We start from the raw sequence: 17,832 nt of genomic DNA, 5'->3' as shown, positions 1-17,832 counted from the left end.
GATGGAAGAATACATAAAGAAAATGCTCGAAGATATCCTGGGAAATGGATTCTTCAACCATACAGAAGGCCTCTATGATTCAGTCGCTGGTTATAGTGCGTCCGCATATCAAGTCGCGCTAACGGTCAACTCGACGGTTGTGAAGCCGGTGGCTGCGTCAGTCGTGGCCATCATCCTGGTGTTAGAGCTAGCACGAGTTTCGACGAAGTTTGAAGGCGATTCTAAGATGGGCGTGCAAGTCATTGGCACAATCATGATCAAGGCTGCACTTCTTATTGTCGCTATTCAAAATGTAGATCTAATTCTCAAAGCTATTAACGAAGCTGGCGAAACACTTATTAACGGATTGAAAAAGCATGCAACAGTCATACAGGCTAACCCCGTCAATATAGGTGATCTTGATATGGACACTCTAGATATGATCGGCGCAATGATCATTCTATTCTTGCCCTGGCTGATTTCAATGATCGGTGGCGTTGTCGTAAAAATCGTTGTTCTCTTGCGATTTGCTGAGATATACATACTTTCTGCTGGGGCAACTCTACCGTTAGCGTTCTTGGGTCATACCGAGACGAAGCAAATCTCGATCGGATACCTCAAGAAGTATGCAACGGCGATGCTTCACGGGTTTACGATCATCCTTGTCCTGATCATCTTTGCCAAATTCCAAGGAGCTGGTACAGATCTGGGGGAAAACCCAACAGTAGACGATGTCATGGCGAACTTCGTGAACCTCGTAGCGGTTCCTATCGGGTTTATATTCCTCGTGCTGTCCTCCGGAAAATTCGCTAAAGCGCTTGTAGGCGAAGCATAAAACCAAACCCAGTTAAAAATATTTGAAAGGAAAACCGTAATGGATCAGACTTACCCGCTAGATGCGTTTAGCAATATTATGGAGAGCAAGTATGTCTCTCATTTGAAGATATATTCTAATTATAGTTGGCATGGTCATACTCTGGATAAAGGCTACTGGAATCATATTGCTAAGCGTGGATGGGAAGAGCTTAGGGATTTTCCATGGCTAAAAGCAGCTATCCGTGTGGATAGCAGTTATATGCGCCAGTTTGAAGAAACGGGCGATGTTAGTGACTTTCCCAAACACCCTTTAAAGAGAGAGGTTGAGCACTCATGGGATCCCACCCTTTCCGGCGTCGTTGCCAAACCTACGGGTGATTCCGTATGGGTTCCAATCGAAATCGACATGTCTGCTTACCCAACGCTGGAGAGGAGTCCGGAAGAACTCTGGGAGTATGACATGGCCGAAACATTATTTGGGCGGGATGATGATTATATGTCTGAAGAAGATAGACTTTATAAAGATGTGTATATTCTTGCAGATGACGCTAGTTACCCAAATATTAAGGTACATGATTCATATGACTCGTTTGATGCGCTTAGGCATGATCCTCTTGCTTTTGATGAACGTACGCTTATCACTCCGGAGCGTGCCACTAATAAGTATTTGGTGATTTGTGCTGATCCTACTATGGCTCATCTTGATGGTGATAAAAACTATCCCGAACTCATCAAAGATTTTGAAATATATGACCTTCCGTATAGCGTAGTTAGCCCACTTTCCGTCAAAGGTAAAGAACTTATCGACGAAGGAAGGGGTGCCAGTATCTCTAAGTGTCCTATGGTGATGTATAGGCCTACTGGAGAGATTCTGGCACAGTGGGATCTCTCCAAATCAGGGTCACTATTTGACAATCAACAAAATTATTCAAAATTAGGTGACGCTCTAGACGGAGAATTTGTACTAAGGGATATAGAACAACATCGCCTTTCTACGCGTACAGATCTAGCAGAAAAGATCCAAGGTAAGGTCAACAAGGCAGTCGCCGTATCGTCCAAAGCTAACGATAGTCGCCACCCTGACATTGGACAGCGAAAGGGTAATGACTTAGGAAGATAAGAGGAGGAAAACAATCGGCTGTAAAGCTTCCAAGCTTTACAGCCGATTGTTTGTATTTCAGTAAGGTGTTGTTTCACATTTTGGGTGCTGGTAGCTTTTGTGAGAAGAAAGGTGGCAAGCCGCGTAATACATAGATGCATTTATGGCCGTCCATGCGCCCGACTTCATCGGGGGTTATGAGGTCACGGCCAAGGGTGCGATTTTGCAGTGTCCATGACCCGTTACGACCTTTTGACTCAGATGTGTCGGTAGATGCCAGTGTTTGTTTACCCACGAGCTTGGAAATGTATTCAGTGGTTGATTTCTCGTTACCACCGAGGAATAAAAGTGAGTCGCAGTTACCAACAATGGTTTCCCAATCATCTTTGTAGAGTGCTTTGCCCTGGGAGAAGTTCTGAATGATGATCGACGTCGATATGCCACGGCTCCGCATAACGGCAATTTTGCGTTCAAATGACGGCATTTTTCCGATGTTGGCAAACTCGTCCATGAAGCACTGGACAAGATAGGGCAGGCGTCGTTCTGGTGTGTGGTCGGCTATATAGATGGATTTTTCAAAGAATTGCTCATAGAAGATAGATACCAGGAACGTAAATGCTGCGTGTGTATCCGGAATGATCAGGAATAGAGCGGTCTTTTCTTGGCCAACGCGATCAAATTCTATTGTGTCTGTGGCTAGGAGCTTTCGTATCGGCGCCATGTGTAATGGCGCCATGCGTACTCCGAGGGAGATGATAACGCTTTTCTTTGTTTCTCCTGCGCCTTGGGTGTAGGTGTTGTACTGAGATGCTGCGAAACGTAGGCCGTTGAGTGCGTCTACAGCTTCTTGCCCCCACTGATCTTGTTCGTCATCGTTATCGTATTCATTGATTGTTTCAGTGATTGCATCGAAAATATAATCGACGTCAGATTTAAGATCTTCGTTGGATTCAGATGCTTGCATCTTCGCTAGAAGATCAACGACGTCGATCAGAGTGCCGTCCTTGCCTTTAGTGAAGTAGATGTAGGAAATGAGTGCATTGAGTAGTGCTCTTTCTGCTTTTTCCCAGAAATCGCCACCGGCGTTCTTTTTGCCTGTGGTGTTGGTGATGAAGTTTTCTGTCATGATCATCACGTCTACTTCTGGCTGTGCGTCGTTGAAGTAAGCCAATGGATTGTAGGTACATGATAGTCCAGGATCAATGAGGTTTAAGTAGCGGACTTTATAGCCTTGCTTCTCTAAATAGGGTGTTGTTTGAGCTGCAAGCTCCCCTTTAGGATCAGTGACTACAAACGACGTGTTGGCTTGATGGAGATTTGGTAAGACGAAATAGCGGGATTTACCTGAACCCGACGAGCCAATAACAAGCGCATTAAGGTTGCGCTGCGTTTTACGGGAATCGAGCGATAGTGACTCGCTGGCTGTGAAGAGAATGTTGTTAGAGCGCTTCTTGTCTTTGAACGGATTGATTTGAGACGGGCGCGCCCAGGAGGCTGATCCGTGTTCTTCACCTTGACGTCTCGTACCTTTACCAACACTGTTGTATGCCCATACCAGCCCAATAAGAGCGACTGTTCCTAACCCTGCTAGTAGATCAATTTTTTCTAGTGAGAGGTGGAATGGATTGTTGAGGTCTAGCCAGAATCTATCGAGTACTTGGGCTATTTCATATCCGGCGTCTAGGTCTGTTCGGATCTGGTAGGAGATTTTATCGCCCGCCCAAAACCCTCCGAAAGCGAGAATAAAGATGAAAACGATATGTGCGCTCGTCATGATTGGCTACTTTCGGTTTTAGGAGACAGTTCAATGTGCGGTTGGCGATTCCGTTGCTGGCCAAGTGGGTGTGTCTGATTATGGGCTTTTTGATTCTGAATAATGCGTAGCGCAAGTTCCATGCGTGTTTGTGGCCGCGGTCTAACAGTTTGGGAGATAGTTGTTTTCGTTCTTGTTGCCACGACGTCAGTTTGACCATCGACCTCTATTTCTACTTCTGGATCTGAATGAAGTAGCTTTCCGGACGTTAATGCCTTGATAAACAGTTCGTCGTCTTCCTGGCATACGAGAAGTAAGTGAGGATGATCGAAAATCAGTGTAGGTTCGATAGGCAGACCGCTTCGACGTAAATATCGTGAACTTTCATCTAGTCCTTCGCTTGAAATAGGCGCCAGGTGGCCAAGAGATGCGTCTAAGTCTGCGCGAGTTGACGTACCCAAAATTCGGATTCGAGCATCGGTTATCATTACGCTCCCCTAGATCACTGGTAGACCAACGTTGGTAGCTTCAATCACTATTGGTGTTGAAGCTTCATTGAGGGTTCCGGATATGAATACGTCTTGTCCGTCGGGGAAAATATCGGTGTTCTCGGTCAAGAACGATCCGACCTCGCCGCGGGCTTCAACTATTACTCGCAAATCCCCTACTCGCACACTGAAGCGTGCGCCGTCAGGAGTTTGTGTTATGGCTCCACCGATAGGTGCGCAGAGCATTATTCTGTCCATAGTTTAGGTCTTTCTGGAGATATGGATGGAGATACTTGGAATGGTGTGGAGTGATTCGAGCTACGTTCAGAGATTCGTGATGCAAGATCGTCCCTAGTTTGAGATTGAATAGCAGTGCGTAGTTGCGATATACTCTGATCAAGGCTCATATTCGAGCCGAGCAATTGTAGCTCGGGTATCGGTATGAGTCTTTTTAATATTTCTGGATTTATGTATCGAACAGTGTTCTCTTCGATATTTCGTTGTATGAATCGCACAATGTTGTTTCGGCCGTAAACGCTTAACGCAATAGCGTCATTAACGTATCGCCCTCGGTAGTATGCTCGACCGTCTGGCTGTAAAGCAACGAGTACGACTCGGCCAGCATTGTCTTTTGCATCCAAGAGCGCAGTGTACGCATTAGCTTTAGTGAGACTATTGAACACTGCTGCAGGCTTCTCTAATAACTCTGGTAGCTGCTTTAGTGTTTCGGCACTTAGACCGTGCCCTTGTGGCTCGGGTTCTACCTCTTTATGGATATGTTTTTGTGTATGGAAGATATTATTGCTGCTCCACCCCATATTTTTATAGATCAATGGGGTTCGGCAAACAAATACCGCATCGTATTCCGCATATGTGTAGGACAGAACGCGATCGACGCTGTGGCCGAAGGGTAGGTAATGGAAACACTTTTCTGCGTATTGATAGTACTTATCAAAGTCCAAAGGCTTGATTCCTTGGACGGGATTTTGTTGATCAAGATGATTGGTGCTACGCCATTGGGGTTGACCTGTTACTAATGTCCAGCGCTGCTCTTGGGGTCGCCTGATACTGTCTTCGTATCTGGCAATAATGCTGAGCACTCTCCTAACGCGTGATAGTTCTTGCCTCATCGTTTAGGTGCTTTCAACGTCTGCTTCGGAATTGCGGTAGGAGGCGTGAGTTTCTTTTCTTGCGCCTTAGCCTGGATATGGTTGGCGAGATCGGATCGTGTTTGTGGCCGCTTTGTCTGCTCAATACTGCCTTCTAGTCGTGTGCGTGCCTGAGATAATGCGTGCTTAATCGTGTCGGCGTCTTTACCGATAAAGTGGATGTATGTCTTTCCGTCTGCGCCTTTTTCTACTGCGAAATCAACTCCGCGCTTTTTTAAATCTTTCTTGAAGTCTTTAACGAGTTCGCTTGATACCTCTATCGGGTGTAAATCGCCTTTATTAACGAGTGCTTTGAACTTAGTTGAGCCATCTCCGATTTTATGTGTGCCAGCTTTGACTCCTTTTACGGCAAGCTGTGCAGACTTGACGCTAGCTAGGAGAGTTCCTTTCGTTAATGGTTTAGCTGTTGAATACGTTAAGCTAATACCTTTTGTTACTGCTCGTACAGTCATAGAGACGAACTGTTGGCCTGTTGCCACAGCTTCGCTAGCTTCGAGTAATGCCATTATCTATTCCTTTCTTTGTTTCTTTTTTCTAGTTGCTTTTGTAAGGTAAGAAGTGCACGTTGTTGCTCTTGTATTGCCGAGATTTTCTGATCTATCCCTTCCACAGTTTGGCCTTTATCAATGAGTTTCTGACGTTGTGCAATAAACAGATTTAGCCTGCGGTGTGCCTGGGTTAGCTTGCTTTCTATTGCTAACGGAATATCTTCTGGCTGAGTATCGCGTAGTATCTCGGCAAGTAATGATGTAGTAGCTGCGTCATCCTTAATCGATTCGATCTTTGAATCGAGATATGAAAAGTAACGTTTTTGCGCAGCACTCGTACCACGTTCAACACGCACATGAGGATGTTGAGACATGATAGGTGTTGGCCGAGTGAATGACTGGTATAGATCTTCAACGCTGAGTGGATGATCAATTTGGCCTCGATGGTTAAGGATGGTCAGTGAACCACTAGCAGGTAGATAGAGTCGCATTTGACGGCCGTGATCAATTATTCGTTGGTCTGAAACTACGAAGTATTGGGCGGGTTTCTTACCTGGAATTCGTACCTGCCAACGCTTATCATCAACGCGAGTAACGAGATTTTTAGCCACAATAAATTCACTCATTGCTTCGCGTCCAAGACGTGAATGAAGAGCTTGCTCGGTATAGTTTTCACCCAGTGTTTTTCCGCGAACGGCTCGGCCAACCTGTTCACAATCAAACAGGATATGTGCGCCTCTCGTCGATACGGTAACTCCCCACTCGGCTAACGTATCGACCATTGCTTGCCACGAATGAGAGTTTTGAACGGCATCGTCAATGGCAAATCGTAAAAACTCTTTGCCGTGCTGAGCGTAAGCATCTGCGTAGATTGACGACAGTTTTTGCCCGCGTCCCTCCGGTTCAATGACCGATAATCCATACTCTTTCACTAACTCATCGGAGATTTTACGAATCTTTTTCAGGTTAGAATTAGGGTTCCGATACCGTTTTCCCGTCACTCTATTTGCCGAGCAGAAAATAATATGGTTATGTATATGCCCTCGATCAACGTGTGTAGCAACGACTAGATCGTGTTCTCCGCCAGTGATTGTTTGAGCAAATTTCCAGCCAATCTCATGGGCGGTATTTGCATCAACTTCACCGGGTTTGAAGGATTGAATCACATGAAAAGCTAGAACTGAACCTGGTCTGCCGACCCCGCGTTTTACCTCAGCATCAGCTAAAGCCGAGCGCATGACAGCCGTAATATTGTCAGCATCCGATGGTACAACAGCGCAGTTAGACGAGCATAAAATGCCAGAGTTCGTCTTAGCGTCTTGCGTAATATACGCAATCGCCTTATGCAAAGTTTGACTTATCGGATGGATTTTCACCACGGCCACGAGCGCTCCCAAGTTCGGATCGAACTAACTTGCGAACCTCATCAAGAAGGTCAATAGCTACTAAAACCTGTTCATAGGTGGCAATATTTTCAGTATTCGCCTTGCGCGCAATCTGATTAATATTATTGCCAATAGCAGCAATTTCACGACTGATTCTTTCAGCTCCAGCACTCTTAGTGCTCGTGACAATGACTCCACTTGTGAGAGTTTGGCGGGCAAACTTGGAGAAATTTGTAAGCCCTTGGGAACGCATACGCTGCGCTATTTGATTCAATTCTTCTTCGGAAAAGTACACTATCCGAGCTCGTTTACGAGATCGATTAGGCGTGGAACTTGATTCCACGACTCCTCCTAAAAGGTTTGGATGGTACATCCATTTTAACACGTCAGTGGCAAATGTGTATATACATTTGCGTTGCTTGCTACCCGTACTACTACGACTAACGTCCTATACGTTCGGGTGTAGTTGTATCACTGAAAGAATGGGCGCTGCGCGCTGAATCTTTTCCTTTTACAAGGAAAATAAAATCCTCTAAACTAGGCGGTGGAGAATCGCTACGAGGATAATTTTTATATCGAAAGAAAGACATCCTCATGGCCGCATCGAAACCCAGTGTCAGTTCCGCCGCACGAAATTTTTTTGCCGATGAGCTAACTCAGATAGAAGAAAAAACACAGGCGCTCTTGGCTATCGAAGAAGCACTTAACGACGTCGAAAAAATCTATGACCGTGTTGCTATAGCACGGCAAAAACTTGAAGCGCTTGGAGTTAAACCACGCGAAGTTGAACGCGCTTTAGAATTATCTGGCACCGCTCAAAAAATCTTCCGCCAATCCACCCCGCCTAAACCAACTTTAGAATCAGAGGAACACCAAGACACACATCCAGAACATTTCAACAACTGGTAATAAATGGAATGGAGTGGAGTGGCACCGACCTAAAAATCCTCATGCACAAATGAAAAGACGGGAGGCGCGCCTACGGCGCGCCTCCCGCTTTTTCTCCAATCCAAACGCTTCAAAAAATCAGCGCTTGAAACGAATCCCGTAAAGGACTCAACTCCATTATAAGCGAAACAGGGGCGTGGGAACATTTAAAACTGTTCCCACGCCCCTACCGGCTTACTTCCACGGTGGAACAATGTCAAACATTAGAATGTTCATCATCAACACTGCCAATCGAAGAGAGCCATCAATTTCTAAGGCTTCATTAGCGAGCCGATTTGCTTCATCGTTGTCACCAACCCACCAATTCAGCATTGCCGATGCGGCCATTGCGTGAGGATTTTTACCCATGAAACTTAAACAGCAAATCACCCGTCGTGCCAAAGCCCAATCAGGTCGCTTTGAAAGCCGAATGAAATCAATTTCAGGGAACTGTCCCCAATGCTGACGAAAATCTTCATCGATTACGTAAACAATTATCGAGTCCCGAACAATCACTTTATCAACAGTTTCCCGCAGAACATTTTCCTGCCCTTGCGCGCACTCAGTGAACTGCTCAATGCTCATGGAGTCACTCTCAAAACCATCTTTAACTCGGTTAAGAAAAGCGAACCAGATATCCATTGCGTCAATCGCGGTTTCTACAACGTTAGTTTCTTGTTGAACTGTCATCAGCGTCTCCTTTGTGAGCGTTGTTTTGTGTCGTCCTGACACTGAAATGACAGCGCCGATCAAGGACTGGAATACAACCCTCTGTGGCTGGACTGTGCGTTCTGCGGTGGTCTAGCCCATAGCCTGCGGGTGTGGGCGAGACCAGGGTAAAGAACACGCAGGCTAGGTCGCTACGCGACTTGTATGAAAGGACGCGGCGCTACAATGGAAGAGTCAGGACGAACAAAAACATCTAGTAAACCTAGTGTGCCTCCGGCACTCAAAATGAAGGGTCAACCATGTGGTTGCTCTGATTCTAAGTCGCAATTTCCGGCATACTCATGATCCAGAAGATGGATAATGCGCTTGTCGGTTTTATTTATAGAGCACTCACTTAGCAAAGCAGGACGTTTGCGCCAAAAGTGTGAAAGTATAAGTGGCAAACTTGATCATTTTTCGAATTTGATGATCTATGCTACACGGAGTAGGGGGGCTTTAGCTCTTTCCCGGAGCTACATTTTTGTCTCTATCTGTATGATCAGCAATCCTGTCAAGTATACGAGGCGAGTAAAAAGTTAGGGAGAAATGACGTGTTTAGACATTTCTCCCTAACTTTTAGTTTTTCGCGAGGTTAATCACGTTTCTCTGTTCTGTGTTTTAGTAGCATTCTGCAACATTCGAGAGTGAAATATAGTCCTAGTGCTCCTATTGCTCCATCCATGAGATCCATATCGGAAAATATCGTTAAGAACGCCAGTATTGTTCCACTCAAGGCTGCGATAAATTGTGTTGTAATGATAATCTTCATCAAGATAGGCATTTCTCTTTCACATCCTTAATTCCAGCGATCTCTGATACCAATCCTCCGAGAGCGCCGCCTGCTGCCAATAGCTTCTCGAATTTAAAGCTTGCGCCCCACAGCGGATTTGGCTATATAGTCACAATAATAATACTTGATCCAAAATATGTGTTCAAGCGCACATATGTATGAATGTGTGATTGAACCCGTTTAGTGTCCTTCATGCATCTTTGACATGTTGCAAAATTGTCTCGCTCTTACTGTGTTGAAGAAGGGGGTGGGTTCGACGGAAAAGTTGGTATGCCTGCCGAAGAATTGGCATGATATGTGATTTAGTGGGGCACTAATATTTCGATATTTTGGAAGCTAAAAATCCCAAAAGTGACTATTCGGCATTTCTTAATGATACAGAATTCGCTGTTATGTGTTTAGCGTTTCGCGTCGGTTAATGAATGTGGCCCCATGTAGCGCCATGCTGACTGTGAAACATACGATCGCTCCGAACCATCCCCATGTAGTGTCGCCAGGAGTGTAGTGCTCAACAAGTTTTTCATAAACGAAATTGGCGTACATGAGAGAAAAAGTAGTGGCTAGCAGTGCAAAACCAATCTTCGTTGACTGCAAGACTAGGTTCGCAATCGCGATAAGAATTGCTACCGTCACTCCATACGCTGGGTGAAATCCTAAATCGTGCGACATATATACAGCCACAACAAAACCAACCAATGCCCCTTCGACAAAGACGATATAGCGCAGCAAGAAAATGAAGAACATGATTTGTAAGAAAACTACAAGCAAGATCAAGGCCATGACTTCACATCCTTTAGACGTATTGGAGACTTCAGTTCAATGATACGAGAAGCCTCCCACATAAAAAGACGCACAAAGAAAGTTATCCACAGATAAAACCTTGACCACCCTCCATGTCATGACAATTACCCACTGATTATTGCTAGGTGTCGCTAAAAGTAAGCGCCCTAATTCACCGTGAGGCAACAGCTGCCGCACGGTGAAATGAAACCTTAAAATCCCTATAAATAGCCACTTACTAAAATTGAGTAATTCATGTAGTGCTAGCGCATCACTCTTCAACTACTTTGGGTGTCGCTAAGATTATGTGTGAAAATACCGTGCGGCAACAGGTGCCTCACGGTCAAAAATACACTTTTTGTTGGGAGGTCAGGGAAAAGTAGGAGTTCTACCGTGCGTCGCTCCAGTGCGCCACGGTAGAGCGATGCACAATAAATATGAATTTATTACATATTTCTCGTGTTACTCGAAATCATTCCATCCAATCCAATGGAGTGAAGTGGAGTGATAGAATAAAAGGAGTAAGGGCGGTGATAATAATGAAAAATTCAAAGAAATGTTCCCTAGCAAGTTGGCTATTCATAGTTATTGTTTCTATTTGGGGATTTTTAACTTCTATCTGGCTCGCATTTAATCACCCAACTATCGACGCCATGTGTTTGCTCGAACTAGCTCTAGCCGGCTTGTGTTTATGGCTCTTGGCTATTCATGTGCGCTATCGTTCTATAGTCTTACCTGATGAGTTAGAAGAGAATTCCGGAAAACAATAAGGCACTGTAAGAATACAGTGCCTTATTCAATGATTCAGGATTCTAATTTAATCGACCGCGTGGAATAACTCCTGTATTTACTTCACGAAGAGGTGCTCCTTTCTGCTTCTCGACGGCATTTGCCTTGCCAAGTAGTGCATGTGTCGCCCAAGCAGAGAGCGATCCTTGGAAAATTCCTGAAGAAAGGTCGTGTAGATACGCTGCACGTATTATTCCCATATCAGATTGTTTGAGTCTGATTGTAAATTTTGTGCCAGCATTGCTGGCTTTGCTGGCGTGGCTGGCATTGCCAGCGGTGCCAGCCATAGGTGCGCCCGCTACTATTGGATCGTTGACAGGTGCTTTTTGCAAGGAATTCAAAGTTTCTAAGTTAGGCGTTTTCATAGTATTTTCCCTTATTTGTCATTGCCGGCTTAGCTGGCATTGCTGGCAATGGTAAATATGCTGGCAAGCTCTGTTAGTGCTTGATCTGCACGATCATCGACACCAGCTGGTATAGGTGAATGTGACGATGCTGCGCGGTTGATATATTCACGCTCTGGTAAAAACTTTTCGAGTAGATACGGTTCGTAGTAATCGCGTAGGTGTCTACGCCAGTTATCGCTATCAATTCGTTCGGGTCGGAAGGCGTTGAGGAATATGGCAGATAGAGTTAGTCGTGAATTGTAGTAGGAACGCACAGTTGCGATAGTTGACACCATTTCTGCTACGCCATCGACGCTTGTTTCTCGTGCTGTGGTGACAATTAATGCTGTATCGGCTGCAACGAGGGCGTTTGTCGTTAAAACTCCAAGCGATGGAGGACAATCGATAACGATATGCTCATAGTCGTCAATTACTGCTGTAAGTGCGGTGCGTAGTCTGCTTTCCCTTCCTAAAGAGCCGTCGTCGTTACGTGAAGCGAGTAAGCGATCTGCAGGTAGCACATCGATGTCACCCCAGTCTGATTGTGCGTGTGTGATCGCTTGATGGATGACGCTTGGGCTATTGCCAGAAGCTATTGCGGCCATAACGTCATTCAGAGTGAATGATTCACGAGTTACTTCAACTCCAAGTGATGTTGTTGAGTTGCCTTGTGGATCGGCATCAATAACCAGAACTGATCCTTGTCGTGAAAGGTGGTGTGCAAGATTGGTTGAGATGGTAGTTTTTCCTACCCCTCCCTTTTGATTACAAACGGCAATAATCATAGTTAATCCTTTCCTAAGAAAACGGGAAGCTTATTAGTTCCTTCTAATTGCTGAGTTCTAGCCACTCGCGTATAAAGAGCAGTGGTTTGAATGGATTCATGACGCATCAGCAGTTGGACGATTCGTAGATCAACATCGGCTGCAAGAAGTTCGGTTGCAAATGCGTGGCGTAGCTGATGTGAAACCATGTGAATGTTGTAGCGTCGAAAGGTGCGCACGATAGTGTCTCCGACTGATCTAGAACGCACGTGCCCGCCGTTCCGGCAGGGGAACCACCAGCCATGAGCTGGCATGGTGTTGAAGAATGGTTGAAGGCCGGAATTGACGGGGATGGTATTGCGTTTTCCGCCTTTCCCCTCGACGGTTAATAGCCCGGCTTGCCGGTCATAGTCTTGGCCACGTACTTTACATATTTCTCCCACTCGTAACCCACAATTAAATGCCAGGAGAATCATGCAGCGAGTTTTACGATAAAGTCGCTGATTGAGAACGTGCTCAATGACTTCGAGTGAGATTGGTCGTGGGTAGTACTTAGGTCGTCTGGGGGCTTTTAACCCAAGCAATGGATTATCGGTACGCCTTCTAGTTATTTCTAACCAAGTAAATAAAGCCTTGATGTGGGTAAAGTACGTCCATTTAGTTACTGCTGACGGCAGAAGTGAAACCCACTCGATAATCTGATCAGTAGTTATCGTTACTGGCGTTGCGTCAACGTATTCGCATAAGCAGTTAGAAACGCGAATGCGCTCATGAATGGTTAGAGGTGAAAGGGCTTGTGCTCGCATGGCTAAAGTCCAATCACTGAGGATTGTTTGTGTTGTTGTATTGTTCATGATTTACTTCATCAGAACTAATGAACAACCTGCTATTAAGACACGGTGACGGCAGTGCCGGCTTAGCTGGCGTTGCCGTATATGCTGGCAATAAAGTCAAAAAAATTGAACTCAGAGAATATATATAGGTAAAAAGAATCGCTATATCTAAGAAAACATAGTAATGAGAAGGTCGTGGGTTCGATTCCCACAGGCGGCTCCACTAGTTGCCCCCTGGTTCAACGAAAAGTTGGAACCAGGGGGTAACTTTTTAAGGATTCGTGGGATGTATATGGCTTATCGCTCGCTCATCCCCGACGTATGTTTTACCAGAGACTATAGTTGTTTCTCTTTGCGGTAGTTCAGGAATTGATTGCAACATTCAAGAAGGAAATACAGCGCCAGTGCTAGTACTGTTCCAGTGTGGAGATCCGTATCTGAAAATATTGTTACGGCTCCCAGAATGGCTGCAACCAAAGCTGCAATGAATTGTAGCGTAATAATAGTCGCTTTCATGGTATCCAACGATCCTTTCGGGGCTCTTCGCGTTTTAGCGGGGTGTGGGGATGCAGAAGTGGTGAAGGTAGTTCATGCTTAGAGTGTGAATCAAAAACCTGAAACTATCTTCACCGCTTATGATCCTACCGTAATTCTTGCTCGGCTTGTGAGTTTGAAAGATATTTGCGTCTTGGCGTATTACCGTTATGGCTCTCAACAGGAAATCGAAATTGAACAAGTCCTTAAGAGACCAACATGCCCGCGTTGTGAAAGTCTTGCACGCGTTAAAGAAAGGCCAAGAGTGCGGTATATAGATTTACCTGTCTATGGTCGGTCTATGAGCTTGTTATGGCGTAAGCACCGCTTGTATTGTCCAAACGTTGCATGTGATGTTGGTTCATGGACAAGTCAAGATAAACGTATTGCTGCTCAACGTTGCCAGATGACTACCAGGGCAGCTAAATGGGCGACCCGGCAAGTAGGCATGGGACGAACAATTAGCGAAGTCGCAGCTGATCTTGGGTGTTCTTGGCACACAGTCAATGATGCAGTAACTATGTATGGTCAAGTGTTACTACAAGCAGACCGTAAGCGTTTAAACAAGACTCACGCAATCGGGCTTGATGAAACAAGTTTCGTTCGCATACAAGGACACCGCACAAGTTATGTCACTACGGTATGTGACGTCGAGCATCATCAAATTATTGATATTATCCCAAGCTGTAACTACATAGACGTAGCCCGCTATTTAAAAGACCAGCCCAACGCTTGGAAAGCACGAATCCGCTATGCCACTTTAGACATGAGCCCAACATGCCGTGCTGTGTATAACGTGGTATTACCTCAGGCAACTCAAATAGCTGATCATTTCCATGTGATTACGTTAGCCAATCGTGTGTTAGATACTGTACGTAGACGCGTGCAAAATCAGACCTTGGGACACCGTGGGCATAAAAAAGATCCTTTATACAAGATTCGGCGTTTACTGACATATGGTAGTGAAAAACTACTGCCAGCAATGGTCCAGCGTCTAGAAAGCATGCTTGTGTTAGGAGATCCTCACGCTGAAGTAGCGATTGCGTATCGGATAAACGCTTACGAGAGTTTTATCAGCAAACAGATCTTGGTGTTGCGACCACCATGCTTGCAGAATTGATACAAACATGCCTGGATGTGGCTATGCCCCCAGAAATTCAGCAGCTAGGACGCACGCTACAACGATGGCAGCTTCAAATCTTGGCGTATCATCAAACGCATCTTTCTAATTCCATCACCGAGGCGTTAAACAATCTCATCAAACGTATTAAACGTATCGGATTTGGGTTCACGAATTTCAACAACTATCGCATTCGTGCATTACTGTATGCCGGTAAACCTAACTGGAGACTGCTGCATAATATCTTCGTGTAACCTGTTTACCAGTGAGAAGATCACAAGGCATTTTCTATCATCGAGTGTTCCACGCACTAACAGCAACGGGTTAACAAAGACAATGTATGTTGCTTACTTTTGTATAGTTATTCCGGGCCACTAAAAATCTCATCACCGCCACATTAACGACAACGAAAACACAGCTACTAACGTTAAAATCACTACACCAGCACCTGATACTAGGCCTGTAAACCCACCGAGTAACAACGTTTCACCCCGCTAAAACGCGAAGAGCCCCTTTCGGCTCTCTTGGAGTATTTAGTTTGTGACTCTGTTGTTGAGATCGCCATTCCGCTCAGACGGGGCGGAATAGTTAAATATTGAGTTTTTCCAATTATGTACAATAGTTATAAAATGTCCGCAATGTTTGCCCGAATTTTGGTCAGAGCTTTTGAAGTTCTGAACTCCGCTCTCTCCTTCCGGGTGACGTATTGGTTGGGCGTCTGAATAGCTAGGTGTCCACATGTGTGGTGGTGCTGGTTCGCGCGCGTTGGGGAAGCCCTGCCATTCAGAGACCAGTTTCTAGCCTCATGTAGATGACGAAGAGAACGCTGGGCCCACCGAGAAAAACTCCGGCTACTCTCCTGGTTGGTCTTATTCAGCTAAGTATGAGCCCCGTTGGGCTTTTACTTAATCTGGTGGTTATGTGTGGCGCTAGATCAAACTCGGCTGTTTATTGCCACGGGTTCTAGCGACGCTAGCAAAGCGTTACCATGAGCGCGGCCGGTTGCATTAAAAGTGCATGAATTAATGTGAAATGCGACGACGTCGATGGCCGAAAATCTCTATGTGGAAATTATGTGGCGGGCGTTACTTTCGTTTGGTTTGACGGTTGGTGGTTGGGGTGGGTATAGTTTTTATTCGTTGCGAAGGACTGGTTCGGTCTTCTGGACTGGTGGTTTTCGTAGCTTATCCTTCTTGATGGTTGCCTGGTTTTTCTGGGTGGTTGTTGGGTGTGGGTGTGTTGTTTGATATCTCAATAGTGTGTCAGCTTTTTATAATGATTGTTTTTGTTTGGATTGCATGCTGACTGTTTTTGGTTGGTGTGTTTTCTTTATTTTATTTTGGATGAGCTAGTTTTGGTTTGTCTGTTTTGTTGAGCCTGTTTTGGCTTTTCGGACTGTATTGATTGGATACCCTTTGGGGTGTTTGGTTTTTGTTTGGAGAGTTTGATCCTGGCTCAGGACGAACGCTGGCGGCGTGCTTAACACATGCAAGTCGAACGATGAAGCTCCAGCTTGCTGGGGTGGATTAGTGGCGAACGGGTGAGTAATACGTGAGTAACCTGCCCCCTTCTTCGGGATAAGCCTTGGAAACGGGGTCTAATACTGGATATTCTGCTCCTGCCGCATGGTGGGTGTTGGAAAGGGTTTCTGGTGGGGGATGGGCTCACGGCCTATCAGCTTGTTGGTGGGGTGATGGCCTACCAAGGCTTCGACGGGTAGCCGGCCTGAGAGGGTGACCGGCCACATTGGGACTGAGATACGGCCCAGACTCCTACGGGAGGCAGCAGTGGGGAATATTGCACAATGGACGCAAGTCTGATGCAGCGACGCCGCGTGGGGGATGAAGGCTTTCGGGTTGTAAACTCCTTTTAACACTGAACAAGGCGAAAGTTGAGGGTAGGTGTTGAATAAGCGCCGGCTAACTACGTGCCAGCAGCCGCGGTAATACGTAGGGCGCGAGCGTTGTCCGGAATTATTGGGCGTAAAGAGCTCGTAGGCGGTTTGTCGCGTCTGCTGTGAAAGACCGGGGCTTAACTCCGGGGCTGCAGTGGGTACGGGCAGACTAGAGTGCGGTAGGGGTAACTGGAATTCCTGGTGTAGCGGTGGAATGCGCAGATATCAGGAGGAACACCGATGGCGAAGGCAGGTTACTGGGCCGTTACTGACGCTGAGGAGCGAAAGCATGGGGAGCGAACAGGATTAGATACCCTGGTAGTCCATGCCGTAAACGTTGGGCACTAGGTGTGGGGCCTATTTCCATGGGTTCTGTACCGTAGCTAACGCATTAAGTGCCCCGCCTGGGGAGTACGGCCGCAAGGCTAAAACTCAAAGGAATTGACGGGGGCCCGCACAAGCGGCGGAGCATGCGGATTAATTCGATGCAACGCGAAGAACCTTACCAAGGCTTGACATGCACCGGAATCATGCAGAGATGTGTGCGTCTTCGGACTGGTGTACAGGTGGTGCATGGTTGTCGTCAGCTCGTGTCGTGAGATGTTGGGTTAAGTCCCGCAACGAGCGCAACCCTTGTCTTGTGTTGCCAGCACTTTTAGGTGGGGACTCACGAGAGACTGCCGGGGTTAACTCGGAGGAAGGTGGGGACGACGTCAAATCATCATGCCCCTTATGTCTTGGGCTTCACGCATGCTACAATGGCTGGTACAGAGGGTTGCGAGCTTGTGAGGGTGAGCGAATCCCTTAAAGCCAGTCTCAGTTCGGATTGGGGTCTGCAACTCGACCCCATGAAGTCGGAGTCGCTAGTAATCGCAGATCAGCAACGCTGCGGTGAATACGTTCCCGGGCCTTGTACACACCGCCCGTCACGTCACGAAAGTTGGTAACACCCGAAGCCCGTGGCCTAACCTTTTTGGGGGGAGCGGTCGAAGGTGGGATTGGCGATTGGGACGAAGTCGTAACAAGGTAGCCGTACCGGAAGGTGCGGCTGGATCACCTCCTTTCTAAGGAGCTACCTTCATGCCCTGTATTTTTCATGTTTGTTTATTTTGGGGTGTGGCTGGCATTGA

General features: G+C 46.2%; 17 protein-coding genes, 1 rRNA gene and 1 pseudogene. 6 read left to right on the top strand and 13 right to left on the bottom strand.

The window, feature by feature from the left end:
* Nucleotide 1 precedes the first annotated feature (1 nt).
* Nucleotides 2–814, top strand: coding sequence for a VirB6/TrbL-like conjugal transfer protein, CD1112 family (locus JTE88_RS08335; RefSeq protein WP_204424280.1), 813 nt, complete (start codon nt 2–4; stop codon nt 812–814).
* Nucleotides 815–853: 39 nt separating this feature from the next.
* On the top strand, nt 854–1,915 hold the full coding sequence (locus tag JTE88_RS08330) for a hypothetical protein (protein WP_204424278.1): 1,062 nt from the start codon (nt 854–856) through the stop codon (nt 1,913–1,915).
* A gap of 73 nt (nt 1,916–1,988) precedes the next feature.
* Here JTE88_RS08330 and JTE88_RS08325 read toward each other — a convergent pair whose 3' ends face one another.
* Genes JTE88_RS08325 through JTE88_RS08295 form a run of 7 tightly spaced genes read right to left on the bottom strand, consistent with a single transcriptional unit; the run spans nt 1,989 to nt 7,472 of the window.
* Complete coding sequence (locus JTE88_RS08325; protein WP_204424276.1) at nt 1,989–3,668, bottom strand: VirD4-like conjugal transfer protein, CD1115 family; 1,680 nt, start codon at nt 3,666–3,668, stop codon at nt 1,989–1,991.
* On the bottom strand, nt 3,665–4,135 hold the full coding sequence (locus JTE88_RS08320; RefSeq protein ID WP_204424274.1) for a hypothetical protein: 471 nt from the start codon (nt 4,133–4,135) through the stop codon (nt 3,665–3,667). Before JTE88_RS08320 ends, JTE88_RS08325 begins: the two co-directional genes overlap by 4 nt.
* Before the next feature lie 9 nt (nt 4,136–4,144).
* On the bottom strand, nt 4,145–4,393 hold the full coding sequence (locus JTE88_RS08315) for a hypothetical protein (protein WP_204424272.1): 249 nt from the start codon (nt 4,391–4,393) through the stop codon (nt 4,145–4,147).
* Complete coding sequence (locus tag JTE88_RS08310) at nt 4,381–5,235, bottom strand: MuF-C-terminal domain-containing protein (protein ID WP_204424270.1); 855 nt, start codon at nt 5,233–5,235, stop codon at nt 4,381–4,383. Before JTE88_RS08310 ends, JTE88_RS08315 begins: the two co-directional genes overlap by 13 nt.
* Nucleotides 5,236–5,261: 26 nt before the next feature.
* On the bottom strand, nt 5,262–5,810 hold the full coding sequence (locus tag JTE88_RS08305; RefSeq protein WP_204424268.1) for a PcfB family protein: 549 nt from the start codon (nt 5,808–5,810) through the stop codon (nt 5,262–5,264).
* Entirely contained in the window at nt 5,810–7,177 is a 1,368-nt protein-coding gene (locus JTE88_RS08300) for a relaxase/mobilization nuclease domain-containing protein (protein WP_204424266.1), read from the bottom strand. The genes JTE88_RS08305 and JTE88_RS08300 overlap by 1 nt, the downstream gene beginning before the upstream one ends.
* Entirely contained in the window at nt 7,134–7,472 is a 339-nt protein-coding gene (locus JTE88_RS08295; RefSeq protein WP_204424264.1) for a plasmid mobilization protein, read from the bottom strand. Before JTE88_RS08295 ends, JTE88_RS08300 begins: the two co-directional genes overlap by 44 nt.
* Before the next feature lie 299 nt (nt 7,473–7,771).
* On the opposite strand from JTE88_RS08295, the gene JTE88_RS08290 reads away from it, so the two are divergent.
* Nucleotides 7,772–8,086: a hypothetical protein gene (locus JTE88_RS08290; RefSeq protein WP_204424262.1), complete on the top strand. Its 315-nt coding sequence runs from the start codon at nt 7,772–7,774 to the stop codon at nt 8,084–8,086.
* Between the two features lie 213 nt (nt 8,087–8,299).
* Here the strand turns inward: JTE88_RS08290 and JTE88_RS08285 are convergent, their stop codons facing one another.
* Together JTE88_RS08285 and JTE88_RS08280 are read right to left on the bottom strand one after the other, a co-directional pair.
* A complete protein-coding gene (locus tag JTE88_RS08285) occupies nt 8,300–8,794 on the bottom strand; it encodes a hypothetical protein (protein ID WP_204424260.1) in 495 nt (164 codons plus the stop codon).
* A gap of 1,198 nt (nt 8,795–9,992) precedes the next feature.
* Nucleotides 9,993–10,382, bottom strand: coding sequence for a hypothetical protein (locus JTE88_RS08280; protein ID WP_204424259.1), 390 nt, complete (start codon nt 10,380–10,382; stop codon nt 9,993–9,995).
* Between the two features lie 539 nt (nt 10,383–10,921).
* Here JTE88_RS08280 and JTE88_RS08275 point away from each other — a divergent pair.
* On the top strand, nt 10,922–11,152 hold the full coding sequence (locus tag JTE88_RS08275) for a hypothetical protein (protein WP_204424257.1): 231 nt from the start codon (nt 10,922–10,924) through the stop codon (nt 11,150–11,152).
* A 42-nt stretch (nt 11,153–11,194) separates the two neighbouring features.
* Here the strand turns inward: JTE88_RS08275 and JTE88_RS08270 are convergent, their stop codons facing one another.
* From JTE88_RS08270 to JTE88_RS08255, 4 genes are all read right to left on the bottom strand, one after another.
* Nucleotides 11,195–11,536 carry a hypothetical protein gene (locus JTE88_RS08270; RefSeq protein ID WP_204424255.1) on the bottom strand — a complete coding sequence of 114 codons (342 nt, stop codon included), beginning with the start codon at nt 11,534–11,536 and terminating at the stop codon, nt 11,195–11,197.
* 29 nt (nt 11,537–11,565) lie between these two features.
* Entirely contained in the window at nt 11,566–12,342 is a 777-nt protein-coding gene (locus JTE88_RS08265; protein WP_204424253.1) for a ParA family protein, read from the bottom strand.
* 2 nt (nt 12,343–12,344) lie between these two features.
* Entirely contained in the window at nt 12,345–13,175 is an 831-nt protein-coding gene (locus tag JTE88_RS08260; protein WP_204424252.1) for a tyrosine-type recombinase/integrase, read from the bottom strand.
* 315 nt (nt 13,176–13,490) lie between these two features.
* Nucleotides 13,491–13,670 carry a hypothetical protein gene (locus JTE88_RS08255; protein ID WP_204424250.1) on the bottom strand — a complete coding sequence of 60 codons (180 nt, stop codon included), beginning with the start codon at nt 13,668–13,670 and terminating at the stop codon, nt 13,491–13,493.
* An 85-nt stretch (nt 13,671–13,755) separates the two neighbouring features.
* Here JTE88_RS08255 and JTE88_RS08250 point away from each other — a divergent pair.
* Both JTE88_RS08250 and JTE88_RS08240 read left to right on the top strand, forming a co-directional pair.
* Nucleotides 13,756–15,062: pseudogene (locus JTE88_RS08250) on the top strand (ISL3 family transposase).
* Nucleotides 15,063–16,240: 1,178 nt separating this feature from the next.
* Nucleotides 16,241–17,766 (top strand): 16S ribosomal RNA (locus JTE88_RS08240).
* Nucleotides 17,767–17,832 lie beyond the last annotated feature (66 nt).

It is taken from the genome of Arcanobacterium phocisimile, assembly GCF_016904675.1.
Classification (GTDB): domain Bacteria; phylum Actinomycetota; class Actinomycetes; order Actinomycetales; family Actinomycetaceae; genus Arcanobacterium; species Arcanobacterium phocisimile.
Note: the sequence above shows the minus strand (reverse complement) of the source record. Positions and strands in the feature narration are given on the sequence as shown.